Origin of the sequence: Paremcibacter congregatus (genome assembly GCF_006385135.1) — a bacterium.
GTDB classification, from domain to species: Bacteria; Pseudomonadota; Alphaproteobacteria; order Sphingomonadales; family Emcibacteraceae; genus Paremcibacter; species Paremcibacter congregatus.
Genome location: NZ_CP041025.1, coordinates 2,154,810 through 2,178,747, shown reverse-complemented (window position 1 = coordinate 2,178,747; position 23,938 = coordinate 2,154,810). Strand labels below are relative to the sequence as shown.

Below are 23,938 nucleotides of genomic sequence, written 5' to 3'. Positions count from 1 at the left end.
TGAGATGCAAATCGAACTTAATAGAAATATTAAAAATAGAGCCAATTTGGAGAAATTTTACGGTATAAAAGCGAAAACCTTTGCTATATTTTGGACATATTTGGGGCGTAAAATTTGTTCTTGAAAGACATATTAAGGCAAAATGATGGATTTCATATTGTTAGCCAGGGTTGATGTTTTTAATATTATAGTTACCATGGGTGGCAAGTATCAGATGCATAGTATCTTCTGAAAAGTTTGTGAGTGATGGAAGTTATCGCCGGACCTGTCTCAATACTAAAATTTCAAAATTTGAGAGGTCATTTTATCTATTAGAATTAGCCACATTCAAGGAGTTATTGGAATGAATAGAAATTCAAGCAGATACATGAAAAATAAACTCCCGGATTATGATACCGTTAGTGCAGTACTATATGCACGTGTGTCATCAAAAGAGCAGGAGAGGGAGGGGTATTCAATTCCATCGCAGCTCAAATTACTCAGAGAATATGCGGCAAAGGAAAATATTAAGATTACCGAAGAATATGTGGACATTGAAACCGCTAAACGGAGCGGCCGGGTTAACTTTGAGAAAATGGTCCATTATCTGCGGCGTCACAAAAGGGTTAAAGCCTTGCTTGTTGAAAAAACGGACAGGCTATACAGAAACCTCAAAGACTGGGTAACCATTGATGAGTTAGATATTGAAATTCATTTTGCCAAAGAGGGAACCGTCCTTGCACAGGACTCTCGTTCCTCTGAAAAGTTCATGCATGGCATCAAGGTTCTGATGGCGAAAAACTATATCGACAATCTTTCGGAAGAAACCCGGAAGGGCATGATAGAAAAGGCGGAACAAGGGGTTTGGCCTTCATTCGCGCCCCTTGGTTATTTGAATGTTGCAGGAGAAAATGGCAAGAGGATCATTGAGACTGACCCCGTACTTGGGCCTATGATCACCTGTTTATTTGAATGGTATTGTACGGGCCGCTATTCTCTTCGTCAGGTTAGTGAAAAGGCGCGGCAGGCAGGTTTAATATTTCGCAAGAGTGGAAAACCGGTTCCAACGAGTTCTATCCACAAGATCCTCCGTAACCGCCTCTATACGGGGGTGTTCGAATGGCGGGGGAAGCTCTACAAGGGCAGTCATGAGCTTTTGATCCCATTTGTCCTTTGGGAGAGGGTGCAGGGCGTTCTTGATGGGCGGAATGCGTCTAAAATAAGGGGGTCATCCTATAACTTTGCTTTTACAGGTCTTGTGACATGTGGACATTGTGGCTGTGCCATGGTAGCTGAGATTAAAAAGAAGAAATATATCTATTATCACTGTAGTGGATATAAGGGAAAATGCGATGAACCCTATACAAGAGAAGAAGTTTTGGAGGAACATTTTACAGCACTTCTGAAACAACTCCGGTTTGACGATGAAGTTTTTGAATGGATTAGAAAGGCCTTGAAAGACAGTTGCTCAGATAAAGTACGAGCACAAACAGAATCATATAAAAATCTGGAAAAAGAGCGTGGGCGCCTCCAAAGGCGTCTTGATGAGATGTATATCGACAAGCTTGATGGAAAAGTTACAGAAAAATTCTATAACAGAATGCATATTAAATGGAGTGAAGAAAAGGAGCGCTGTTTCAGGGATATGGAGCTTTATAATGAGGCTGATGAAAGTTACATGGAAGACGGCATAGAATTACTCCGTTTGGCCAAGGATGCGCATGTTTTGTTCGAAAAACAGCCTCCAGAGGAGAAGTCAAAGATGCTCGATTTCATATTATCGAACTGTTCTTGGAAGAACGGAAAACTGTATGCTGAATTCAAACAACCCTTTGATTTATTAGCAGAAACAGTAGCTAACGACATCCAAAGTAAAAAGGCCGGAATCCAAAATTCCGACCGTTTTGAGAAGTGGCTCCCCGAGCAGGACTCGAACCTGCGACAAATAGATTAACAGTCTACTGCTCTACCAACTGAGCTATCGGGGATCAGTCACCTGATCGTCGAAACAGTTTATCGTTCCGACGAGGGCCCTTATACATTCAGTTTTTTATCCTGCCAACCTAAAAATTAAAAAAAATGACATTTATTTTTCCCGCCAATGATGTGCTGCGGAATTCCATAATTGACGGGTCAATGATCCCTCTCTCACGGCGTTCCCGAGAATGAAATTTCCCCGTCACCCGATAAGCTAATAATTGAGCGTTAATCGTATGTCTTGGTGCTGAGCTATGCTCTATATGCATGGCTGTTAGGTAAAAGTCATGTTTGTTCTTTCGGGTATCAGCTTTTATCTTAAACACATTAAAGACCATGCAGAATTTTCAAGAGTTGTCCGATGACACATAATACTATTAAAATTATGATTATGCTTTCCCTCAGTATCGCCGGGTATAATGAAGGCTATGCAGGTCACATGTGGGTGTCTTTCTCTTCTGCTCATCAGGGTAGTACTCAGAATTCATCTTCTTTGATCTGAAGTACCTCAGGGCGGCAAGATGCTTTTGCCGTCATTAAGGTTTTGTCAAAAACAATATTTTAATAATATCTTATATAGTGAAAATTTAATATTTGCTTAATCTATTCTTGTATAATCAAATGCTGATTTACAGAGAAAGTTGGGCAACATGTTACAGATATTGCGGGTTATTGGTTTTGGAGCGCTTTTATTAGGGGCGGCCAGTTCTGCACACGCAAAACCAGACAAATTATTAATAGATGCGACCGTGATTGAACAGGTCAAAAGCTGGCTGAGCGCCCCAGTGGTCGGGATCACTCTGGATTCCCAAAACCAACGCTATGAAGAGATTGGCCAGGCAGATATCCTGAAGCTGGATAAGCAATGGCGGGCCGAACGTAATGACAATCAACAGCCCTTGATTGCCTCCACCCTGAATAATCCGCTGTCGATTTACCTGACGCAAATTCAGGCAATTTCCGGTGGCCTGTTCACGGAAATATTTGTGGTTAATAAAAAAGGCCTGAATGCAGGGCAGAGTTCTATTACCTCGGATTACTGGCAAGGTGATGAAGCGAAATTCCAGAAAACATATGATGTGGGCCCGAAGGCGATCTTTATTGACGAGCCGGAACTTCACGAAGCAACACAAACCTGGCGTGCACAACTTAATCTGACGTTGGTCAATGCTAAGGGCAAGTCCATAGGGGCTGCTACCGTCGAAATAAACTTAACAGAGCTTGATCGTCGCAGAACAACGAAGAGGTAGCAGGATGCTCACTATTGTCAAACGCTGGAGTATTCCAGGCAAAGTAATTGCTATTTTTGCGGTTCTTATTTCGATCACTTTGATCGCATCTTTAGTTACATTTATGAATACCCGCTCAGCGGAGCAGGCCCATCTTAACACGGAACATATTATGCATATTCGCTCTGTCTCGACAGAGGCGATGGACAGTCTTAACAAGCAACGTCAGGCCATCCTTTACCTTCTGGTGGCGAGTGACCGTGGATCTGTAACTGAATATCAAGCGCAGAAAGAAATTTTTGCGACGTCGGTGCAAAGGTTACAACCTTTGTTGACGGTTTACCCTGAACTCGAAAAAGCGATGCAAGAAATTGTTGTCCTGTCCCGGACATGGCAAGAAACATATGCGGACCGGCAGGTTCGATTAACCGCCAGCTATATGACGGTTAATGAAGCCCGGGCGATCGAAGCAACGGAAAGGCCCGGAATCTTATTTCATGATATCGTAGAGCAGCAGCGGGCTTTTGAGAAAAAAAGTGAAATACTGTCGGAAGAGGCGCGTGAAACTTTGGAAACAGCGATTTCTTCCGTGAATATTATATCAATTATCTCCAATATTCTGGTGATCGGCCTCTCCCTGTGCGCCGGGCTGTTATTTATCCGGTTCATGGCATTTCCTATCCGGGATATGACCAGTGCCATGTTGAAACTGGCGGATGGTGACAACAGTGTTGCAATTCCCGGCATGACATATGAAGACGAAATTGGCCATATGGCGGGCGCGGTGAATACCTTTAAGGAAAACGCCATAGAGAGACTGCGTCTGGAAAAGGAAACCGAGGAAGCACGCCACAGGGCGGAAGCGGCGGAGAAAGATAAGGTCGAACAGGATCGCGCTGCGCAGCAGGCGGAACTTGAACGCCAAAAACGGGAAGCAGCCGTCAAGGAGAAAAAAGTTGCGACCATTGAAGCCCTGATTGCCAGTTTTGATTCCGGAGTTCAGGAAGCGCTTGCTATTGTGGCGAATGCCGACGAGAGCCTGTCCCGTACAGCGAAGATGCTGGTTGAAACGGCAAACTCAACCCAGGAACGTTCGGCAGCGGTGTCGGCAGCCGCTGAAGAATCAAGTGCCAATGTGGAAACGGTTGCTGCGGCGACAGAGGAACTGGGCAATAGTATTGCCGAGATTGGTCGTCAGATGGGGCTGTCCGCCAACCATTCCAAGGAAGCGGTTGAAATCGCGACGATGTCTGAAACGATCATGAATGATCTGACAATATCCTCTGGTGAAATCGGCAAGATTGTTGAGTTGATCAATGATATTGCCAAGCAAACCAATCTTCTGGCCCTGAATGCGACGATCGAAGCGGCCCGGGCCGGTGAGGCCGGACGAGGATTTGCGGTTGTTGCGTCTGAAGTCAAGGGTCTGGCGACCCAGACTGCCCAGGCGACTGACCAGATTGGGTTACAGATCGGCACGGTACAGCAACAAACCGCCCAAGCCAGTGAGGCCATGCAACGGATCCGTCAAAGCATCGATTCTTCGGCGCAAACCGTTTCCAGTGTAGCCTCTGCCGTTGATGAGCAACGGGCGGCAACGGATGAGATTTCCCGTAACGTGCAGGAAGCCGCTGTCGGGACCCAGGATGTGAGTGAAAATGTGACCGGGGTTGCGACAGGTGTGAAAAATACCCTGAATTCTTCTGCAGAGGTCTCGGAAACTGCAGCGACGATCACACAGGCAACCGACAAGATGAAAAATGTGACTTCCGTCTTTCTGTCGGCGGTGCGGCAGGAAATGACAAGCTAGGGAAAGCGGTCCTTTTCAGCGGATCCTGAAATCTTTTGGTATCGAGAACGGTCCTCTGAAAGAGGGAGGATGACCTTCTGTGCATCCGAGCAAAAGATCACAGGCGAGGGGGAAGGGGAAATAGGCGCGTTTGATCCTGTCCATTTCGCCTTCTTCTCGCATTTGCACCAGAACCTTGCGCAGTTTTTCCACGACGTCCGGTGGTGTTTTTTTAGAGGTTGCCAAATATTGTAGAGGGGTACTCCATTCTGCGACGGTGTATAAACTTCCACTATCCCCCCCTATAACATGATAGGCCCAGCTACCGGGCAGACCACGTTGCATCCAGAGCGGCAGATGTTTTCCGGTGAACATTCGGGCGGCGACGGTTTCATTCTCAACGGTGGTTATATATTTAAATCCCAAAGCTTGCAGCTTGTATTCTGCGGGAGAACCGCGGCGGGCGACAACGGGAATATCAAGAAGCTCCGGCCATTTTTTCTGGTGCAGGGTTTTGTCATTGGTGACCAAATGCAGTTTTGAAATATTAATTGGCGCTACCCAGATATAATTATTTTCGCGCTGCTTAAGGCGGGTAAGGGGGGCCATAAAATGACCGCCTTTATTGATAACGTCCATTTGGGCGCGTTTCCAGGGAAGAAAGGGCGATCGGTGCGGTAGATCAGCACGGGTAAAGGCTTGCTCTACAATATCAAAAATAAAACCGTTATTTCTATCCTGAGAACCCCAAGGTGGGTTGTTGGTATGATACACAACAAGGTCTTTCTGGTCTTCCGCACCGTGGGAAGAGGACGTAACAAGTAGGATAAAAAAGAAAATATATATCCAGAAGCCCCTTTTATTTTCCATTCATGTACCGCTAAAAACATTGTTAAATAACAGCTTGGCTGATATGGCCTTCAATGAAGGTGCATCAGACCTCGTGTTTTTCAAGGTACCATAGGATGTATCCTTTGGCCAGTCGTGTGACAGCTATCCGGTCAAGTGGTCCTGTTTTTGACGACACGTCGGCGTAGAAATAGGAACGGCCTAATGTTTGTGTTCCTCACGCAGTTGTTCTAAAGAGAGGCGGACCTCAAGCAAGGCGTTACGCGCATCGGCCAGGGCGGTTTTATGTATTTCCTGCATATGGCTGATCATCTGATCAACTTCTTCCTGAGATATCTTGTTTTCCTCGACAGCTTGTTGAAGGCGGCGTTTAAGGTCTTTAAAGTCTCGTTCAAATTCGGTGGTGTTAAAGCGCCGCAATTCTGTTTCAACTTCCTGCAACTCTCTTTCGGCTTCCTTCAGGGATGCTTTGACACCTGATTTGGATGAATCAATGATTTCCTGTTCTTCTTTTTCCAGCGCATGCAGGGTCTCCTGCGCTTGCCTTAATGCGTCCTGTGCGGCCAGAATAGCCATTTTTGCAATATCCCGGGCCTGTTCGTCATGGTAACTGTTGCGCGTTGCATGGGCCTCCGCTGCCTGGGCTGTGGTTCTGTCTTGTTCGGCCTGGGCGCGTTCCTGTTCGATCTGATAACTATTCTGCGTCAGAAGGGAATCATATTTATTGCTTGCAGCGGCAGGGTTGCAGACGGTGGCGAACATGCCAAGGGTTACGAGGCTAAGCGAGTGTTTGGGACGTCGGGTCATGAGAGGGCTCCGCTGATTAAGGTGATGACTTAAATTTAGCGGCGCAGAGTAGTGAGGGGGAGTAAATTGCTGCAGAGAGGCAGGTTTTTGCGATTAAGGGGCATACCCCCGGAAATAAACTTCTCCGGGGGTATGTTTGAAAGGAGATCAGGCTTCGCCAAACACCCGTGTGAAAATGGTGTCCACATGCTTGGTGTGATAGCCCATGTCAAATTTGTCGTCGATTTCCGCGTCGGACAAACGGGAGGAGACTTCCGGATCGGCTTTCAGTTCCGTGGCAAAGTCGGCGCCTTCTTCCCAAACCTTCATGGCGTTGCGCTGCACCAGACGATAACTGTCTTCGCGGCTGACACCCGCCTGGGTGAGGGCGAGGAGAACGCGTTGCGAATTATGCAGTCCGCCGAGTTTGTCCATATTGGCCTGCATGTTTTCCGGATAGACCACCAGCTTGTCCAAGACATTGGTCAGGCGCGCCAGGGCGAAATCAAGGGTCACGGTGGCGTCCGGGCCAATCATGCGTTCCACCGAGCTGTGGGAGATATCCCGTTCGTGCCAGAGGGCGACATTTTCCATCGCCGGCAGGGCCATACCGCGCACCAGACGGGCCAGACCGGTCAGATTTTCGGTCAGGATCGGGTTACGTTTGTGGGGCATGGCGGAGGACCCCTTCTGGCCTTTGGAGAAAAACTCCTCGGCTTCCAGAACTTCTGTGCGCTGCAGGTGGCGAACTTCAGTGGCGATGCGCTCGATGGAGCTTGCCACAACTCCGAGCGTGGCGAAGAACATGGCGTGACGGTCACGCGGGATTACCTGGGTGGAAACCGGCTCTGCTTCAAGGCCTAAGGCTTTCGCTACATGTTCTTCGACCCGTGGATCGATATTGGCAAAAGTGCCGACGGCGCCGGAAATGGCGCAGGTGGCGATTTCCTTGCGGGCGTTTTTCAGGCGTTCAAGGTTACGGTCCATTTCAGCGTAACATTCGGCCATTTTCAGGCCAAAAGTGACGGGTTCGGCATGGATACCATGACTGCGGCCAATGCAGACGGTCATTTTATGTTCAAAGGCGCGCCGTTTGATGACTTCAAGAAGCTTTTCCATATCATCAATCAGAATGTCGGAAGCTTTGACCAGCTGCACATTAAAGCAAGTGTCGAGCACGTCAGAAGAAGTCATGCCCTGATGGACAAAGCGGGCTTCCGGGCCGATATATTCGGCGAGAGAGGTGAGAAAGGCGATGACGTCATGTTTGACTTCCCGTTCGATCTCATCAATACGATCAATATCGAAGTTACCTTTTTCCCAGATGATTTTGGCGCTTTCCTTCGGGATAACACCCAGTTCGGCCAGTGCATCACATGCGTGGGCTTCGATTTCAAACCAGATCTGGAATTTGGATTGTGGCTCCCAAATGGAAGTCATGACTTCGCGGGAATAACGTGGAATCATCTGTCTCACCTGTCTTTGGATTACTGTATGGGGCAGGATTTAACAGGAAATGTCGCCGGGAACAAGGCTTTCCCGGTGCGGAGGGGGATAATCTTTTGATCAATTGGTCAAATCACTGACTTAAGCCAAGGCATAAGTCTCGTGTACGTCATTAATCAGACGCTGGCGAGAGCTTTTGGCGATCTCATGGGGGGCGAAGGGAGCGCTGACATCATCGAGTAAATCCACGGCGTTTTTAAGCTGCCGCCGGTCGTCTTCCGTCAAGGGTTCCTTTTCAAGGAAAGCCTTGATGATGGTGATGGCCAGTTCCTTGGCGGCGATTTCTTCCGGCAGGCCGGTGGTGGTGCAAAGACCATAAATGCCGTCGAGGAAATGCTGCCATTCTTCGACAATATGCTGATCCAACCCGCTTGTGACCTTGGGATGGTCAGAAAGGTACCCCAAGTCATTCAGGCGGGATATTTTAGCTTGATAGCGTTGCTTGAAAAGACGGAATGCAACGGGGCCGGTTGCGAGTTTATTGGCGAGTTTTACCCAGGACACAGAGTCTCTAGCATAATATTCAATGATCTGGCTTTCCGAAAAGGGACCAAAAAAAGAACTGCAGGATACACTGGTTTCCGTAACGTAGGACGGCCGGGGGATCAGTTGCGCCTTCTGCAAATGGTCAAATTCACCCGCCGTCAGGCCGGTTTTCTGCAACATTTCCTGCCTGGTAAAGAAATTTTTTTCAAGATAAGCTAGTAAACTCATTTGACCTTCTCTAGTGATATGTTCCTGTTATGTTCTTTTTATATGGTTTCCTCTCCTAATACAAGATGTTTTGGCGCTAAAGGGGGTTAATCCTGCCAGACGCGGGAAAGAACCTGATCCACGGCGTGGCGTGGCGGGATTGTCCCATACGCATGGCCCCAGTCCTGTCCCAGCCGCGTGGCGCAGAAAAGATCGCTGACAGGCGTGGGCGCGAATTGGACGACCAGTGCGCCTTGCAGGCAGAGCGCCATCTGTTCCACCAGACGGCGCGCCTGTGGCTCATGATTGTCACCGGATTTCAGCAGGTCTTTCAGACGGGAAACCGCGCGATCCAGATGCTTGTTCGTGCCACGCGCCGGGGTGAGCTCCGCGAAATAGAGTTCGAGGGCCCGGGGTTCCTTCTGCAGCGTACGCAAGATATCAAGACAGATCACATTGCCCGCTCCCTCCCAGATGCTGTTGAGGGGCGCTTCGCGGTAAAGGCGGGGAAGGATGCTTTCTTCCACATAGCCCGCGCCACCAAGGCATTCCATCGCCTCATAGACAAAGTTGGGGCAGCGTTTGTTGTGCCAGTATTTGGCCACCGCCACCGCCAGTCGGGCGTAGGTTCTGGCGTCGGAATTCTCCGCGCTGTCATCAAATTTGCGGGCGATATGCATAAATGTCAGAACCCCCGCTTCGACCTCAACCGCAAGGTCCGCGAGCACCGCCTGCATCACGGGTTGATCAATGAGTTTCTTCTGAAATGCGGTGCGTTGGCGGCAATGATGTACCGCCTGACTGAGGGCCTGCCGCATCAGGGCGATGGGCGCGAGGCAGCAATCGAGCCGCGTGTGATGCACCATGTCTATGATGGTGGCGACACCGCGGCCCTCGGCTCCGATCATTCGCGCCTGGGCATGGTGATATTCGATCTCGCTTGATGCATTGGATTTATTGCCGAGCTTGTCCTTCAGGCGCATGATCTGGAGGCTGTTGCGATCACCATCTTCACGCCAGCGCGGCACGAGAAAACAGCTCAAACCCTGATCCGTGTTGGCAAGGGTGAGGAAGGCGTCGCACATGGGGGCGGAGCAGAACCATTTATGACCCAGCAGTTCATACATATTGTCGCCAATGGCGGTTGCCGTGGTGCTGTTGGTCCGGACATCGGACCCGCCCTGCTTTTCGGTCATAGCCATACCGATGGTCAGACCGGTTTTCTGATCGGCGGGCAGGGAGCGGGGATCGTATTCGCAGGAGAGAATGCCCGGCAGCCATTGGCTCAGAATATCAGGCTGATGCCGTAACGCCGCCACAGAGGCATAGGTCATGGTCAGCGGGCAACAGGTGCCGCCTTCGACCTGATACTGGAGGTATTCGAGGGCGGCATGAGTGACATGACCCTGATCCGCTTCGTCGTCCTGCCAGGCGATGGATGAAATGCCGGCATTGCTGCCGATCTGCATCATTTTGTGATAGGCGGGATGAAACTCGACTTCGTCAATGCGGTTGCCAAACTGGTCAAAGCTTTTCAGCTCAGGAAGGTGTTTGTTGGCCAGGTCCCCCTGGGCTAGGATGTCATCACTGCCGAGCAGGGCGCCGAAGGCCGTTAGCCGTGCGCCTGCAGAGGCTTTTCCGAAGCGGGTGAAGGCGTCCTGCACAGGTTGGTCGGTGAGATACAGGTTATAGTCGCACAGTGGTTCCGGCTGATTATGAACTTCATGGGTGGTGAGATTGCTTCTGGGTCTATAGGCCTTCATAGAGTGTCTCCTGCTGATCACATCCTGCGGACCTTTGACGTCGTGACGTCGTTGCCTGCTTTTCAAGTCTACCAAAAATGCAACAGTTTTAAAACGATTGTTTTAAATTCGCAGTGAATGGTTCACTTTAATTCCTCTGTATAAATAAGTATCTCTAATCCACAGGCCTATTTATTGGTGTTTGTCAGCGCGGGCACTTTTCCCTACTATTGTTCCATACCCAAGCAAAGGAATAAAATGATGAGTGATGTTTACAGAATTGCAGCTTTCGCCCAGGGAAATAAAGGCGGTAACCCGGCGGGCGTGATGATCAGTGAGGCGATGCTGCCGGATCAGCAGATGTTGGCCATTGCCCATGAGGTCGGCTATTCGGAAACAGCATTTCTTTATCCGCAAGAAGGGGGATGGCGTACGCGTTACTTTGCGCCGGAAATAGAAGTGCCTTTTTGCGGTCACGCGACCATTGCCACGGGGGCCTTGCTCGGGGAAAAATTCGGGGAAGGGCGCTACAGTCTCACTCTTAATGACGGAAACATCACGGTTGATGTCGAGCAGAATGACAACGGCGGATTTCTCGTCGCTCTTCAGTCGCCGAAAACTTCTTCGGAAGATGTCTCTGAAGCGTTTGTGGATAGTTTTCTTCAACATTTTAATTTCGGGAAAGAGGCCCTCGACCCCGCGTTTCCGGTGCGGATCGCCTCTGGCGGGGCGCGTCATTTGATCCTGATGCTGAAAGACAAGCCAACACTTGAGAATATGGCGTATGAGTTTGGACCGGTGAAGGCGTTGATGTTGGAAAATAGTTTTGCCACGATTAGTCTTTTGTATCGCGATGCAGAGGGGCTGTTCCATTCCCGCAATGCTTTTGCCTCGGGCGGAGTTTATGAAGATCCTGCAACGGGCGCGGCGGCGGCGGCGCTGGCCGGATATCTGCGCGATATCAACTGGCCGGAAGCTGATCCTGATAACGGCTATTCGTTTGACATTCTGCAAGGAGAGGATATGGGCAGCCCTTCCTCATTGCGGGTGAGCTTCACGGAAGTGCCGGGCAGTTCCATTCGGGTAAGTGGAGAGGCGCGCCATATCACCTGACCACAGAGGTCAGGAAATCAGACCCATGGTTTTAAAACTTGTCTGACCGCTCTTTGAAATGATCAAATGGTCATGCAGGATGACGCCCAGTTGTTTGCCGGCTTCCTCGATACGCTTGGTCATATCAATATCGTCTCGACTTGGCGTCGGGTCGCCACTGGGGTGGTTATGCACCAGAATAATGGCGGTGGCATGCAGTTCGAGGGCGCGCTTGATCACCTCACGGGGGTAAACCGGGGTATGATCGACGGTGCCGCTCTGTTGCTTTTCATCGGCGATCAGACGGTTCTTGCGGTCCAGAAACAGAATGCGGAATTGTTCATTCTTCTGGTGCGCCATCTGGATATGGCAATAATCGGTCAGGGCTTTCCAGTTGGAGAGGACCGGCTTGTCGAGAATGGCGCCGAGGGCTAGTTTCTGCGCGGCGGCCTCGACCAGTTTCAGGGCGGTGACCACGGTGTCACCGACACCGGGAACTTCCTTAAGGCGGTTTTCAGAGGCGGAGAGCGTTTCGGCGAAACTGCCGAAATGGGCGATCATTTGTTTGGCGAGCGGTTTGACGTCGCGGCGGGGAATGGCGCTATAAAGCAGGAGTTCGAGAAGTTCGTAATCGGCAACCGCTTCGGGTCCGCCTTTGCGAAAGCGATCCTTCAGGCGTTGACGATGCCCGGTGAAATGCGGTGGCTCTTTTTTCTTTTCTACCTCCAAAATAACCCCAACCTTCTACCTGATCAGTCGCCATAAGGCGGGCAGCTAAAGCCCTTTGGTGACAGGGTGAATATTTCGACACCGTCTTTGGTGACTCCCATGCTGTGTTCGAACTGGGCCGACAGGGATTTATCCCGGGTGACCGCTGTCCAGCCATCATTAAGCACCTTCACATCTGGGCGTCCGAGATTGATCATGGGTTCGATGGTGAAGAACATGCCTTCTTTCAGTTCCGGGCCTTCGCCAGGATTGCCGTAATGCATGATGTTGGGGGCGTCATGAAACACCAGCCCCAGACCATGGCCGCAAAATACCTCAACCACACCGCAACGTTCGGCTTCCGCGTAGGTCTGAATGGCGTACCCAATATCGCCGACGGTGGCGCCCGGCTTAACCTGGGCAATGCCGCGCATCAGGCATTCATAGGTAATGTCGACGAGGCGCTTGGCCTTGACTGATGGTGGGCCGGCATAGAACATCCGGCTGGTGTCGCCATACCACCCATCAAGAATGACGGTGACGTCAATATTGATGATATCGCCTTTTTTCAGGACTTTTGGACCGGGAATGCCGTGACAAACCACGTGGTTGATGGAGGTGCAAATGGATTTTGGGAATCCGCGATAATTCAGGGGGGCGCTGATGGCCCCGCGTTCGGCGACAAACTCGGCGCAGATCCTGTCCAGTTCCTCGGTGGTGACACCGGGTTGGACATGTTCCGTGATCATATCGAGGGTTTCGGCCGCAAGCCGTCCTGCTTTACGCATGCCTTCGAAATCCTCGGGGGCATAGAGTTTTATGGCGTTGATGGCGCGGGCTTCAGATTCGCTTGCCTTGACATATTTCATAGTATTTGCGGTACCGTCCTGTTTTACGGTCTGTAGTTCTTTTACAGACGAATGGGAATTCTGCTTTCTACTATAATCTCTTTCGGGGTGAGATTACAACTGTAACAAGTGGCCTCAACCCCGTCCTGGAGGGCGTCTTCCAGAGCTTTGGCGTAGGCCGGGTCGATATCTGCGGCAATCCTGAATTCATGACAGTCACTGCGTTGGGTCAGGTAGACCATCATGGCGCGGTGGCCATCGGCGACCATTTGCCGGAGTTCCTGTAAATGTTTTGTACCGCGGGCGGTGACGGCATCGGGGAATTCCGCTATGCCGGGGCTGCGGGACAGGGTGACACTTTTCACCTCGACATAACAGTCCTGGTCGCCGGTGGTCGATCCTGAGAGGAAGATATCAATACGGCTGTTCTCGCCATATTTCATTTCCCGGCGCAGATTTTGATAATCCTGCAATTCTGTGATCGTACCGTCAATTATCGCCTGTTCAACCAGACCATTGGGCAGGGCCGTATTAATACCGACGAGGGCGCCGTCTGCTTCCACCAGTTCCCATTTATAGCGTAATTTTGCTTTGGGATTGGTTTGTGGGGCGACCCAGACGGGACTGCCTTCTTCCTTTAGCCCCATCATGGAACCTGAATTTGCACAATGGGCGGTGATGATCTCGCCATTGTCCAATTGGATATCGGCCAAGAATCGTTTATAACGTTTTATCAGTCGACCGGATGTAAGTTTATGTTCAAATTTCATAAAGACAGGGTATAGTCATAATGCGATTTAGAATCAAATAAACTTCAACAAATTGAATAAGAAGCCAGCACGAATGTCACAGGTTAAAACAGTCACCGCCGCCATGATCATTATCGGCGACGAGATTCTTTCAGGACGCACCAAGGATGCGAATCTTAACCATCTGGCGCTCTGGCTTAATCGCATGGGGGTTCAATTGCTTGAAGTTCGGGTGATCCCCGATGTTGCACAAGTGATTCAAAATACGGTCAATGAATTGCGCGGTGGCTTCGATTATGTCTTTACCACTGGCGGAATCGGGCCAACCCATGATGATATTACGGCGGAAAATGTCGCGGCGGCCTTTGACGTGCCATTCGTGCAAAGTGAGGAAGCTGTCAGGCTTCTGCATCAGCATTATGGGACGGACAATATATCAGAGGCGCGCCTGCGCATGACGATGATCCCGGAAGGGGCGACCTTAATCAAAAATCCGGTCAGTACGGCGCCGGGTTTTCAAATGGGTAATGTTTTTGTCCTTGCCGGTATTCCGGTGGTGATGCAAAGCATGCTGCTGGACCTTGAACACCGGATATTCGGTGGTGATAAAATGGTTTCCAAAGCCATCCATGTTTTTGAAGGTGAAAGCACTTTCGCGACTATACTGCGCGAGGTTGAGGCGGCTTATCCTGATGTGGCGCTGGGCAGCTATCCCTTTTACCGCCATAAACGTTTCGGCGCGAGCTTTGTCCTGCGGTCCCAAGTGGAAAAAAGCCTGGATCAGGCACTGGAAATGCTGAAAGGTAAAATCGCGGAAACCGGTAAGGAGTGCTTTGACGGGGAAGCAGAACTCTAGGACCAAAATAGCGGTTTAGGGGCAGATAAGTCATTACAGATAAAGATTGACAGTCCCTGAAAAAGAATTAAAAGAGCAGCTAGAGTTATGCGTCTGTGGTGAAATTGGTAAACACAGCAGACTTAAAATCTGCCGACCGCAAGGTCTTGCCGGTTCAAGTCCGGCCAGACGCACCACTCTTCCTTTAAAAACTCCTTTTCCTGTTATCCTGACCGTTTGCTGAATTTTTGGATTCGGATCTAAATGTGCGATTCCTTTATATGAATTCTCAGGCATGAAAGTGATGTCTTATAATCCGGCAAGGGGCTCTCTTAATAAGCGTAAAGGCTAAGTTCCTGATTCATAGGGTGGAAGTTTAGGTAAGTCTAATCAAGCAAAAGATGTAAAATGGCCCATATTACATTTTTGTAACATGAAGGCTTGATTAGTTAAGAAAATGGATTATATAAATAGGTGTTCGAGCGAGCTTAGGCTTGAGCGAGCTAAGGGATGTTCCACTCAATCTGACCCCCAACAGATTTTTGTGTAACATCCCTTCATCGTTTTCCCCAAAACTGCCCATATTCCCCAATATAGTATCCCCCAGAGTGCCTTTCCGATTTAACGGACCTGAAGCAAAGGCGGTTGCCAAATGCTGTGACAGTATATGATCTCTCTGCAAGGGCGTAAATACGACAAATGTAATTGATTTCTAGTCTTTTTGTACTATAAGCTTCGCGCATGGGCTGTAAAATAGGGGCGATAGCTACATTTTTGACCGAATGTACAAAATAAGATTGCGCCTGTAACGTTCAAGAGGCATATTATTATTCTTGTTTTAGGATATAAAAAACGCTATTCGCTCCGTTTAATACAGGACGATAAGGGATTCGGTAATGAAGATTTTGCTGGTTGATGACCATGTTCTGTTCCGAGACGGCCTGAAGTTCGTTCTACGCCAGCTGGCGGACGTGGTGGACATCCGCGAATGTGGATCCTGTGAAGATGCCTATAAGTTGATGGAAACAGATGACGGTTTCGATCTTATTTTGCTGGATGTTGATCTGCCCGGTATTTCCGGAATGGATGGACTGCAGGGGTTTCGCCGACTGGACCCTAGTGCCCCGATCGTGTTTTTATCCGGATCCGATGATTATAACCTGATCAAAAGGGCGTTGGAACTCGGTGTGATGGGGTATATTCCTAAAACCCTGAGCAGTGAAATTATGATTCAGGCGTTGCAACTGATCCTGAAAGGAGGACGATATGTGCCGGATAATGTACTGTATGGGGCGGACCATCATAGCCGGTCCAAGGTTGTCCTCACAACACGTCAAAGCGAAATCCTGCGATTAATTTCACAAGGTAAATCCAACAAGGAAATCGCCCAGAACCTTGGCATTGCCGATAATACGGTGCGGGTGCATATTTCAGCTATTTTTCAAATACTAAAAGTGAATAATAGGACTGAGGCGGCCTTTGCCGCCCTTCAGGACGGACTGGTTTCACCATATTAACAGTGCGTCATGTCAGGTTGCTGGTGCCTGAGGAGAAGTGTTTTTAGATAACGGGTCTTGTATGGGCGGTGGAATAAAAGATAAGTATATTTTTGTGGAACAGGTCTCGATGCTTGTGAAACAAATCCCCGCAATGACAGGGTTGAACTTCGTCACGGCGGGCATTATCGCGGTAATCCTTCTCGGGGATGTTCCCAATCAAATTCCGTTGTTATGGTTTGCCGGGGTGGCGCTTTATTCCGGCGTGCGATTTTGGCACTATTCCAGTGTAAAACGTGAAAAGATAACCGTTGATAATGTGGTCAGTCACGCGCGATTTTTCGTTGGGTTTTCTTTTGTTTCTGGGGTGATTTGGGGATTTATCGGTATAGTTCTGCCGATTTCGGACAATCCCTTCGTCCTGATTTTATCCGCGACCTTGTTGTGTGGCATGGTGGCAGGATCCGTGTCCTATCTGTCGATATATAAGCCCGCCTATTATGCGTATGCCATTCCCTGTGTTGCGCCGCTTGCAATACGCTGTTTATTCGACGGGAATGAGATGCTGGTTGCCATTGGTATTTTATTGTTTCTGTTCCTGGGGGTCAATCTGTTCAACAGTCGCATGGCCCAGGTCAATGTCCTGAAAGGGATTAATCTGGTTCTGGAAAACAAGGAACTTATTGAACGCTTGAGGCACGAAAAAAGCAAGGCGGATATGGCCCGCAGTCTCGCCGATGACAATAACGAAGCCAAGTCACGGTTTTTGGCGGCGGCAAGCCACGATTTGAGGCAGCCCCTGCATGCAATGGGATTCTTTGTTGAGGCCATGATGCACGAAAAAAATCCGGTCAAAATTCAGGACTTGGTCAAAAAAGTGGCGCAAACATCAGAAGCGCTGCGCAATCTTCTTGGGTCTCTACTTGATATCTCTAAAATTGAGTCCGGGGGGATTGAACCGCATCGGACGCATTTTATTCTCAATGAAATTTTAGTCGAAATCATGCAGGAATTCAGTGAGCAGGCCAAAGAGAAAGGCTTGCGGCTTAACTTCAAACCGTGCTCACAAACGGTTTATAGCGACAAGGACATGTTGGGCCGGATTATTCGTAATCTGATCAGTAATGCGGTGCGCTATACGGATAAAGGTTATGTGAATGTTTCGTGGGAAGTCGAAAGCGCGTATGTAATGATCCATATCGCAGACAGCGGCGCCGGGATATCGGAAGCCGACAGGCAGGATATTTTCCGGGAGTTTTTCCAGGTCAAAGGTGATCATCAGAAAAACGGCCGCGGCCTGGGGCTTGGCTTGTCGATTGTGGACGGCCTAAGCCGGTTGCTGGATCATCCCCTGATGATGCATTCTGATGTCGGGATCGGGTCGGTCTTTAGCATCAGGGTTCCGCAAGGAAATTTGTCTAAAGTGGTGTCTGAAACGCCGGAGTTGAACATCTGGTCGGGAGATACCTGTGCACGCACGATTGTTCTTACAAATGAGGATACGTCACGGGAAAGCATCAGCGGCATCATGCGGCACTGGGGCCATCAGGTTGCGGATTTCACGACAATTGAGGATGCTCTGGCCTTTCTGAAGACTGACGGTTTCGATCCAGACCTTGTTATTTCGGATATCATATTACGGGACGGGTCCGGTATAGAGGCCGTTGCCGCCATTGAGGAATTACATGGTCATTCCCTGCCGGGTATCGTGATGACAGGGGATGGAGACGACCGGGTCGTGGAGCAACTACGTACAAAGGGATTGTCTGTTTTACAAAAACCTGTACAACCGGCTAAATTGAGAAGTATGGTGACATATCTGGTTCGTGGAGAAGAATGGCAGATATAATGTCATAGTGGTAAAACCATTTGAGAAATATCTAAAACAGTGTATTCTAATATTAGTCTTGGGAAAAGATTTTGATACTTGGGGAAGTATATAACAGAGGAACAGGTTGGGGAACCATATGCCGTTACTGTTTTTTGGGTTAATTACAGCCATCATTTTGTTTGTGGTATTGGCTTATATCTTTATTTTCAGCGTGCAATTCAACATGTCGGATGACAGGTCGTTATTCGTCAAGGCGTTCCTTGTCGGCCTGGTGTGTCTGATTATTAATGGAGCCTATTTCTTAAATACCTAATCAGGATCGGGGTAAAAAGCCGGTAAATTATAGGGTGGAGGCATATGCGAGACAGGGTTGTGAATATTAATGGCAAAACCTATGCCATTAACGTAATAACACCGATAAAACCGTGGACAACATTTGTCCAGAAAGCTTTGTTTTGGTTTGTTGGTATCTGGCCGAAGGCGACAGAACGCCTGGTCAATCTTTCTTTTATTCATTTTGCCAGATGGGTCATCATCCGCAAAGGCGAGTTTCCTCACCTTGGTGAAGATCAGCCCCGGGAAGAGCTGAATTACGATTACCTGCTGTTCAATTCAAACTTTAATGGCACCTGGGTGCAATATATTGACGCCTTTTCAGATGTCTTGCCGGATGGGTTGAACAGTATCTGGAATTGGAGCGTCAAATTCCCGGGATCGCGGCCGGAAGCCCCCTTTATTGATTACATTCGCCACAATCAGCTTGATGTGGAGTATTTTTATAACGCTTATCCCGGGGCGGCGGTGAATGACATCAAGGCGGCGAAAAATATTATGGCGCAGACAGGCAAGCTTGCGGATGAGGCGGCCGACATGCTGCCTGATGATTTCCTGAAGGCCTATCATAAAATGTTGCTGACCGTTCAGAAAGATCTGGGGCGGTTGGGTGTGTCGCCGGAACCTTCTACGGATTAAAAAGGGGAAAATTATGGCCAATAAAAACGGGATAACATATGGACTGACCGTGCTATGCCCGATCCGGAATAATATGGTTCAGGGGCATTGTGGAGTCGATCTGCTGCGGGATCATCTCAGGGCATTGCCGCAGGGCAGGAAGTCTTTGTTTGGTTCGGTGCCGGAAACCCATTTGGCGCGGCTGTCAATTATGGATGATGTGTTTTTTGAGGGCACCGTGGCGCGGGAAGATAACCTGAAATCCCGCTATTTGTGGTTCAACAGTAACTTCGATGGTGATCTCTGCGACTATCTTGACAGCATGTTCGATCATATTCCGCAAGAAATAGAAGCAATATGGCGCCATTGCACAGGCTTTCCCGGTATTGAATCCGGGCGGGAAAAGTGGAAGCAATATATTTATAAATGTCAGATAAAAACGACCTTTTTCTTTGCCGCCATTAATGACATGACCGTGGAAAATATGCTGCGGGGGCTGATGCTGAAGCAGGAGTTCAGCGCCTTTGTCGCGGAACATCAGGGGAAGGATGCGGCAGAAATACAAAAAGAATTTCTGGCGTTCATGGAGACCTATAAGGCGGCACCGACCCCGGCGCGGGGGAGTGTTACATATCAGTTTGAAAATGGGGAAGTCTGAATGGGTAAGATGTTAAAGCTTGCTGACATACAAGGCAATATCGTACAGGCCTATCGGTTTCCTTTGGCGCGGTATATCATGTTCCAGGTCACGGAGGAAGGTAAAGCGCGGGAGTTTATCAAGAAAATAATTCCTCATATTACCACGGGGGAAATGTGGGAAAAGGGCGGCAAGCCCGAGGTTACGACGAATATAGCCTTTTCTTATCAGGGATTAAAAGCCATCGGTCTGAATGAAAGTAGCCTGCGTCAGTTCCCTCTGGCTTTTGCGGAAGGCATGAAGGCCCGGGCTCACCTTTTGGGTGATGAAGGGGAAAGCGGCCCGCATCAATGGGATGAATGCTGGCAGGAACATGTGGATATTTTACTGACCATCAACGCGCGCACCGTAAATGATCTGAGCTCTCTTACAGAAATCACCGAAAGCGAAAAGGCGCATCTCAATGATTTTCATGAGGCGTTAAAATCCCTGTGTGACAGTACGGGGGGCATTAAAGTTCTCGGGCAGCAGGATGCCAACGTTTTATTCTATAATGGTAAGCCCTGCGCCAAGGAACATTTCGGTTTTGATGATGGTATTGGCAATCCGTCCTTCAGTGGGACAGACCTTGCGACCATGAAAATTCCCGGGAAAGGTAAGCAACTGGCCGACGGGTCCTGGGTACCCCTTGCCGCGGGCGAGTTTATTCTAGGCCATGCGGATGAATCCCAGGCAATACCAGAAGCCCCGCGGCCACGCTTGTTGACGGATAATGGCACCTATATGGTGTATCGCAAGCTGCATCAGAATGTGGCGTCTTTCCGGAAGTATCTGGTCGATACCGGTAAGGAATATGCAAAAACGCTGGATATGTCGAAATACAGACATGCCGATGGTACGGCTGCGAAGGGATGGGAAATTCTGGCGGCCAAAATGGCGGGGCGTTGGCTTGACGGAACACCGGTGGAGCTATCCCCATATGGACAAGACCCGTCGATACGCGCTGATTCCGCGCGCAATAATGACTTTAACTATACCGGAGACAAAGACGCCGCTACCTGTCCTTTCGGGGCTCATGTCCGGCGTACGAACCCGCGAGGCAGTCTTGGTTTCGATGGGAAATTGACCAGCCGACGTCGGATATTAAGGCGCGGTCTGCCGTATGGGACGCCGACCCCGTTTGACAAGCTTGGGCGGGACCCAAGATGAACATGGCATCATATTTATGGCGATTAACGCCAGTATTGAGCGACAGTTTGAGTTTGTTCAGCAGCTCTGGATTAACTATGGCAATGATTTCTATCAGAGCAATGACAAGGATATTCTAACAGGCGCTAATGACGGTACAGATCAGGCCGTTATCCAAAATGATCCAGAAGGTGAGAAGCCTCCCTTTATTTGCCGTAACATCCCGCGTTTTGTCACGGTCAGGGGGGGCGAGTATTTTTTTATTCCAAGTATGACGGCTTTGAAACTCTTGAGTGAAAAGGCGGTTTCTACGATTTAGAAAAGGCGACAGAATGTCTGAACTGGCGGGACTGTTTGGGGCGATCTTTGGCGGAATACTTAATATCGCACGGCAACTCGTGATGTCGGTGTATGTAATTTTATGGGGAGTGTGGAATTTTCTCACTCTGCTGTGGGCGGGGGGCAAGGCATTATTTGGGCGTGGAATGCTCAAGGACCGGCTGATTGCCACATTGGCACGGCCGGAACACATGCGGGCGATTTTGGCAGTATTGCGCACCTTCATACCAACCATTGTGGTGAACAAGAGATTTGTCACGGCCTATGATAATTCAGCCACGGCGTTTGTCACGGCTTATGAGGATGTCTTGGAAGTCATGAATCTGGATCAGGTTTTTCAGACCACTTATGCCCCTAAAATGGCTTTGCTGACAGAAGGAAACAACTTCTTTCTGGGGATGCAGGAGGGGCCCGATTATATCAATAATGTTTCCAATATGCGTCTGGCGGCAAATCGCAATGATATTGATGAGATTATCACGCCTTTTATATCCGCAGAGATTGCATCTGTTCTCGTCGCGGCACAAGGTAAACTTGATGTGCCCAGGACGTTGACGAAACCGGTTCTGGCGCGGTTGGTGGGACATTATTTCGGTACGCCGGGTCCGTCGGAAGACGTTCTGATCGACTGGACCCATACCATGTTTCACTATATCTTTTTTGATTTTTCTGACGAAGCGGAGATCGTTGCGGCGGCGCAGACGGCTTCTGCCGGGTGCCGGGTATATCTAGACCAGGCGATCGCCGCACGTCAGAAAAACGGGGAGATGCGCGATGATGTCCTGGGTCGGTGCCTCAAGCTGCAAACAGCGGAAATGCCAGGTATGGATAATCTTGGCATTCGAAATAACTTTCTTGGTATGATAACGGCGATGTTGCCTACGATCTCCAATGCCACCACACGGGTTCTGGATCAGCTACTGGCGCGGCCAGAGGTCTTGGCCGGGGCACAGGCGGCGGCACGGTCAGGGGATGATGAACTGCTCAGCCGTTATATTGTGGAAGCTTTCCGCTTTAATCCGATGAATCCGGTTATCTTCCGGCGGGCGGCGGAAGATCATACTCTTGCGGCAGGTACACTACGGCAACGCGAAATCCCTAAAGGATGTTTTGTCTTTGCCGCAAATTTGTCGGCGATGTTTGATCCTTGGGTTATTCCGTCGCCGGGGCGCTTTGATCTTTCCCGTTCGCCTGACCAGTATATCCTCTGGGGAGGAGGAATTCACAAGTGCTTTGGGGAACAAATTTCCCGTACCGTAATGCCGGTTTTTCTGAAAGAAATTCTAAAACTACCCAATTTAAAACGGGCGTCAGGGCCGGCGGGACAAATGGATAATGCAGGGACACCATTCCCGCAACATCTGACCATTACTTTCGAAGGGGCTGGCGACGAGAAAAGCTGTACATGAAGGCGTCAAGAGACGGAGCAGAGGGTTCTGGCTTTGTCTGACAATAAAATGGCTTTTAGCAGCAATTTTTAAGCTTTGTTAACAAACTGTAGATATAAGAATTACATATTTTAGAGCTTATAGAGGCTCGACATAATGAAAAACGATAATAAAAATAAGGTGGATTTGACAATTATGGGGATGCTTGATTCTAATATAGCTTCCACAGATCTTATCCTGTTGGCTCAGCAGAAGTCCATTTCAGCTAGAAATGAACTGGTTGAGAATATTTCAGACATGTTTCTCTCCCCTGAAGGGCGCTTGACGGAACATGAACGGGCTTTGATGAATGATATTTTGGCAAAGTTGATTAATTCTGTCGAAAAATCCGTAAAAAAAGAACTGAGCAGCCGTTTGGCTAACGCCGATCAGGTTTCTTCTGATCTTGCGAAACAACTGGCCAGTGATTCAATTGACATCGCCGGGCCAATGTTGCGTAAAAGCAGCGTCCTGAAGGATGAAGACCTGATTGAGATAATCCGCAACCGGTCGGATGCTCATCGCATGGCGATTGCGATTCGCAGTTACGTTAGTGATGAGGTCAGTAGTGAACTGATTGATCATGGTAGCGAGGATGTTGTCGAAGCCTTGATCCGTAACGAAAATGCTGAAATTTCAGAGCTTTCCATGAAATATCTTGTTGCCGAATCCAAAAACGTGGATCGTTTTCAAGAACCTCTTCTGAACCGTCAGGATTTACCGATTGAATTAGCCCACCGTATGTATTGGTGGGTTTCCGCTGCCTTGCGCCGGAAAATCGTGTTGGACTATAACGTTGATGATGTGGTTATTGATGACCTGCTTGAAATGGCGACAAAAACAGCCTTACGCCAGCATGAGGTGACGGACAGTGTGATGCTGGCTGCTCTCAAGCTTGCCCGGGAAATGGCCGCCGCAGATGAACTGGACGCCTTTTTCCTGCAAAACTGTTTGCGACAGGAGAAGGTAAACCTCTTTGTCGCCTCCCTGTCCGAGATGTGTGGACTTGATGTTAAAATAATCTGGCGATCCATGCGCGAGAGAACGGGCGAAAGTCTGGCTATTATTATGAAGTCACTGGATGTGGACCGTGATCGGTTTGCTTCCCTGTTTCTTTTGATCGCGCAGTCACGTTCCGGGGGACGGGCGCGTGCGACTAGTCTGGTCAAATCGATTGTATCGCTGTATGATGACATTAAAGTTAAAAATGCAAAAGTAGCCGTAAGACATTGGCAACGCGATTTTAGGTACCAAAATGCCATGTCAGATATAAAGGATACGACATAA

General features: G+C 49.1%; 21 protein-coding genes and 2 tRNA genes. 14 read left to right on the top strand and 9 right to left on the bottom strand.

Annotation, left to right across the window (positions count from 1 at the left end):
* Positions 1–343 precede the first annotated feature (343 nt).
* Positions 344–1,933, top strand: coding sequence for a recombinase family protein (locus tag FIV45_RS18955; RefSeq protein ID WP_412973730.1), 1,590 nt, complete (start codon positions 344–346; stop codon positions 1,931–1,933).
* Here the strand turns inward: FIV45_RS18955 and FIV45_RS09865 are convergent.
* Positions 1,892–1,967, bottom strand: a tRNA-Asn gene (locus tag FIV45_RS09865). The two genes, FIV45_RS18955 and FIV45_RS09865, sit on opposite strands and share 42 nt — an antisense overlap.
* 639 nt (positions 1,968–2,606) lie before the next feature.
* Here FIV45_RS09865 and FIV45_RS09860 point away from each other — a divergent pair.
* Together FIV45_RS09860 and FIV45_RS09855 are read left to right on the top strand one after the other, a co-directional pair.
* The gene (locus FIV45_RS09860) at positions 2,607–3,206 is read left to right on the top strand and encodes a hypothetical protein (RefSeq protein ID WP_099474955.1); all 600 of its coding nucleotides are present in this window, start codon (positions 2,607–2,609) and stop codon (positions 3,204–3,206) included.
* Between the two features lie 151 nt (positions 3,207–3,357).
* Positions 3,358–4,995 (top strand): methyl-accepting chemotaxis protein, encoded by a 1,638-nt coding sequence (locus FIV45_RS09855; protein ID WP_165777090.1) that lies wholly within the window; start codon positions 3,358–3,360, stop codon positions 4,993–4,995.
* A 15-nt stretch (positions 4,996–5,010) separates the two neighbouring features.
* Here FIV45_RS09855 and FIV45_RS09850 read toward each other — a convergent pair whose 3' ends face one another.
* The 5 genes from FIV45_RS09850 to FIV45_RS09830 all read right to left on the bottom strand — a co-directional run bounded on the left by FIV45_RS09850 (position 5,011) and on the right by FIV45_RS09830 (position 10,571).
* A complete protein-coding gene (locus tag FIV45_RS09850; protein ID WP_099474953.1) occupies positions 5,011–5,844 on the bottom strand; it encodes a substrate-binding periplasmic protein in 834 nt (277 codons plus the stop codon).
* Positions 5,845–6,024: 180 nt separating this feature from the next.
* A complete protein-coding gene (locus FIV45_RS09845; RefSeq protein WP_099474952.1) occupies positions 6,025–6,630 on the bottom strand; it encodes a hypothetical protein in 606 nt (201 codons plus the stop codon).
* 147 nt (positions 6,631–6,777) lie between these two features.
* Positions 6,778–8,076, bottom strand: a complete 1,299-nt coding sequence (purB, locus tag FIV45_RS09840) for an adenylosuccinate lyase (RefSeq protein WP_099474951.1) — start codon at positions 8,074–8,076, stop codon at positions 6,778–6,780.
* Positions 8,077–8,196: 120 nt separating this feature from the next.
* Entirely contained in the window at positions 8,197–8,829 is a 633-nt protein-coding gene (locus FIV45_RS09835; protein ID WP_099474950.1) for a DUF6058 family natural product biosynthesis protein, read from the bottom strand.
* Between the two features lie 86 nt (positions 8,830–8,915).
* On the bottom strand, positions 8,916–10,571 hold the full coding sequence (locus tag FIV45_RS09830) for an acyl-CoA dehydrogenase family protein (protein WP_099474949.1): 1,656 nt from the start codon (positions 10,569–10,571) through the stop codon (positions 8,916–8,918).
* A 240-nt stretch (positions 10,572–10,811) separates the two neighbouring features.
* Between FIV45_RS09830 and FIV45_RS09825 the strand changes: the two genes are divergently transcribed.
* Complete coding sequence (locus tag FIV45_RS09825) at positions 10,812–11,663, top strand: PhzF family phenazine biosynthesis protein (RefSeq protein WP_204844748.1); 852 nt, start codon at positions 10,812–10,814, stop codon at positions 11,661–11,663.
* Between the two features lie 9 nt (positions 11,664–11,672).
* On the opposite strand, the gene radC is transcribed toward FIV45_RS09825, so the two are convergent.
* Genes radC through sfsA form a run of 3 tightly spaced genes read right to left on the bottom strand, consistent with a single transcriptional unit; the run spans position 11,673 to position 13,968 of the window.
* Positions 11,673–12,374: a RadC family protein gene (gene radC / locus FIV45_RS09820; protein WP_099474947.1), complete on the bottom strand. Its 702-nt coding sequence runs from the start codon at positions 12,372–12,374 to the stop codon at positions 11,673–11,675.
* Between the two features lie 20 nt (positions 12,375–12,394).
* Entirely contained in the window at positions 12,395–13,219 is an 825-nt protein-coding gene (gene map, locus FIV45_RS09815; protein WP_099474946.1) for a type I methionyl aminopeptidase, read from the bottom strand.
* A 41-nt stretch (positions 13,220–13,260) separates the two neighbouring features.
* Positions 13,261–13,968 carry a DNA/RNA nuclease SfsA gene (gene sfsA, locus FIV45_RS09810; protein WP_099474945.1) on the bottom strand — a complete coding sequence of 236 codons (708 nt, stop codon included), beginning with the start codon at positions 13,966–13,968 and terminating at the stop codon, positions 13,261–13,263.
* A gap of 73 nt (positions 13,969–14,041) precedes the next feature.
* On the opposite strand from sfsA, the gene FIV45_RS09805 reads away from it, so the two are divergent.
* From FIV45_RS09805 to FIV45_RS09760, 10 genes are all read left to right on the top strand, one after another.
* The gene (locus FIV45_RS09805; RefSeq protein WP_099474944.1) at positions 14,042–14,803 is read left to right on the top strand and encodes a competence/damage-inducible protein A; all 762 of its coding nucleotides are present in this window, start codon (positions 14,042–14,044) and stop codon (positions 14,801–14,803) included.
* 89 nt (positions 14,804–14,892) lie between these two features.
* A tRNA-Leu gene (locus FIV45_RS09800) sits at positions 14,893–14,979 on the top strand.
* Between the two features lie 699 nt (positions 14,980–15,678).
* The gene (locus FIV45_RS09795; protein WP_099474943.1) at positions 15,679–16,299 is read left to right on the top strand and encodes a response regulator; all 621 of its coding nucleotides are present in this window, start codon (positions 15,679–15,681) and stop codon (positions 16,297–16,299) included.
* A gap of 109 nt (positions 16,300–16,408) precedes the next feature.
* Complete coding sequence (locus FIV45_RS09790; RefSeq protein ID WP_165777089.1) at positions 16,409–18,127, top strand: ATP-binding response regulator; 1,719 nt, start codon at positions 16,409–16,411, stop codon at positions 18,125–18,127.
* Between the two features lie 339 nt (positions 18,128–18,466).
* On the top strand, positions 18,467–19,081 hold the full coding sequence (locus FIV45_RS09785; RefSeq protein ID WP_099474941.1) for a hypothetical protein: 615 nt from the start codon (positions 18,467–18,469) through the stop codon (positions 19,079–19,081).
* Between the two features lie 13 nt (positions 19,082–19,094).
* On the top strand, positions 19,095–19,718 hold the full coding sequence (locus tag FIV45_RS09780; RefSeq protein ID WP_099474940.1) for a hypothetical protein: 624 nt from the start codon (positions 19,095–19,097) through the stop codon (positions 19,716–19,718).
* Positions 19,719–20,906 carry a Dyp-type peroxidase gene (locus tag FIV45_RS09775; protein ID WP_139932328.1) on the top strand — a complete coding sequence of 396 codons (1,188 nt, stop codon included), beginning with the start codon at positions 19,719–19,721 and terminating at the stop codon, positions 20,904–20,906.
* 16 nt (positions 20,907–20,922) lie between these two features.
* The gene (locus FIV45_RS09770) at positions 20,923–21,204 is read left to right on the top strand and encodes a hypothetical protein (RefSeq protein WP_139932327.1); all 282 of its coding nucleotides are present in this window, start codon (positions 20,923–20,925) and stop codon (positions 21,202–21,204) included.
* Between the two features lie 13 nt (positions 21,205–21,217).
* Positions 21,218–22,633 (top strand): cytochrome P450, encoded by a 1,416-nt coding sequence (locus FIV45_RS09765; RefSeq protein ID WP_099474938.1) that lies wholly within the window; start codon positions 21,218–21,220, stop codon positions 22,631–22,633.
* A 135-nt stretch (positions 22,634–22,768) separates the two neighbouring features.
* Complete coding sequence (locus FIV45_RS09760; RefSeq protein WP_099474937.1) at positions 22,769–23,938, top strand: DUF2336 domain-containing protein; 1,170 nt, start codon at positions 22,769–22,771, stop codon at positions 23,936–23,938.

Coding starts and splice junctions, on each gene's coding strand:
- FIV45_RS18955 (WP_412973730.1), top strand. CDS start 344: ATGAATAGAAATTCAAGCAGATACATGAAAAATAAACTCCCGGATTAT.
- FIV45_RS09860 (WP_099474955.1), top strand. CDS start 2,607: ATGTTACAGATATTGCGGGTTATTGGTTTTGGAGCGCTTTTATTAGGG.
- FIV45_RS09855 (WP_165777090.1), top strand. CDS start 3,358: ATGCATATTCGCTCTGTCTCGACAGAGGCGATGGACAGTCTTAACAAG.
- FIV45_RS09850 (WP_099474953.1), bottom strand. CDS start 5,844: ATGGAAAATAAAAGGGGCTTCTGGATATATATTTTCTTTTTTATCCTA.
- FIV45_RS09845 (WP_099474952.1), bottom strand. CDS start 6,630: ATGACCCGACGTCCCAAACACTCGCTTAGCCTCGTAACCCTTGGCATG.
- purB (WP_099474951.1), bottom strand. CDS start 8,076: ATGATTCCACGTTATTCCCGCGAAGTCATGACTTCCATTTGGGAGCCA.
- FIV45_RS09835 (WP_099474950.1), bottom strand. CDS start 8,829: ATGAGTTTACTAGCTTATCTTGAAAAAAATTTCTTTACCAGGCAGGAA.
- FIV45_RS09830 (WP_099474949.1), bottom strand. CDS start 10,571: ATGAAGGCCTATAGACCCAGAAGCAATCTCACCACCCATGAAGTTCAT.
- FIV45_RS09825 (WP_204844748.1), top strand. CDS start 10,812: ATGAGTGATGTTTACAGAATTGCAGCTTTCGCCCAGGGAAATAAAGGC.
- map (WP_099474946.1), bottom strand. CDS start 13,219: ATGAAATATGTCAAGGCAAGCGAATCTGAAGCCCGCGCCATCAACGCC.
- sfsA (WP_099474945.1), bottom strand. CDS start 13,968: ATGAAATTTGAACATAAACTTACATCCGGTCGACTGATAAAACGTTAT.
- FIV45_RS09805 (WP_099474944.1), top strand. CDS start 14,042: ATGTCACAGGTTAAAACAGTCACCGCCGCCATGATCATTATCGGCGAC.
- FIV45_RS09795 (WP_099474943.1), top strand. CDS start 15,679: ATGAAGATTTTGCTGGTTGATGACCATGTTCTGTTCCGAGACGGCCTG.
- FIV45_RS09790 (WP_165777089.1), top strand. CDS start 16,409: ATGCTTGTGAAACAAATCCCCGCAATGACAGGGTTGAACTTCGTCACG.
- FIV45_RS09785 (WP_099474941.1), top strand. CDS start 18,467: ATGCGAGACAGGGTTGTGAATATTAATGGCAAAACCTATGCCATTAAC.
- FIV45_RS09780 (WP_099474940.1), top strand. CDS start 19,095: ATGGCCAATAAAAACGGGATAACATATGGACTGACCGTGCTATGCCCG.
- FIV45_RS09775 (WP_139932328.1), top strand. CDS start 19,719: ATGGGTAAGATGTTAAAGCTTGCTGACATACAAGGCAATATCGTACAG.
- FIV45_RS09770 (WP_139932327.1), top strand. CDS start 20,923: ATGGCGATTAACGCCAGTATTGAGCGACAGTTTGAGTTTGTTCAGCAG.
- FIV45_RS09765 (WP_099474938.1), top strand. CDS start 21,218: ATGTCTGAACTGGCGGGACTGTTTGGGGCGATCTTTGGCGGAATACTT.
- FIV45_RS09760 (WP_099474937.1), top strand. CDS start 22,769: ATGAAAAACGATAATAAAAATAAGGTGGATTTGACAATTATGGGGATG.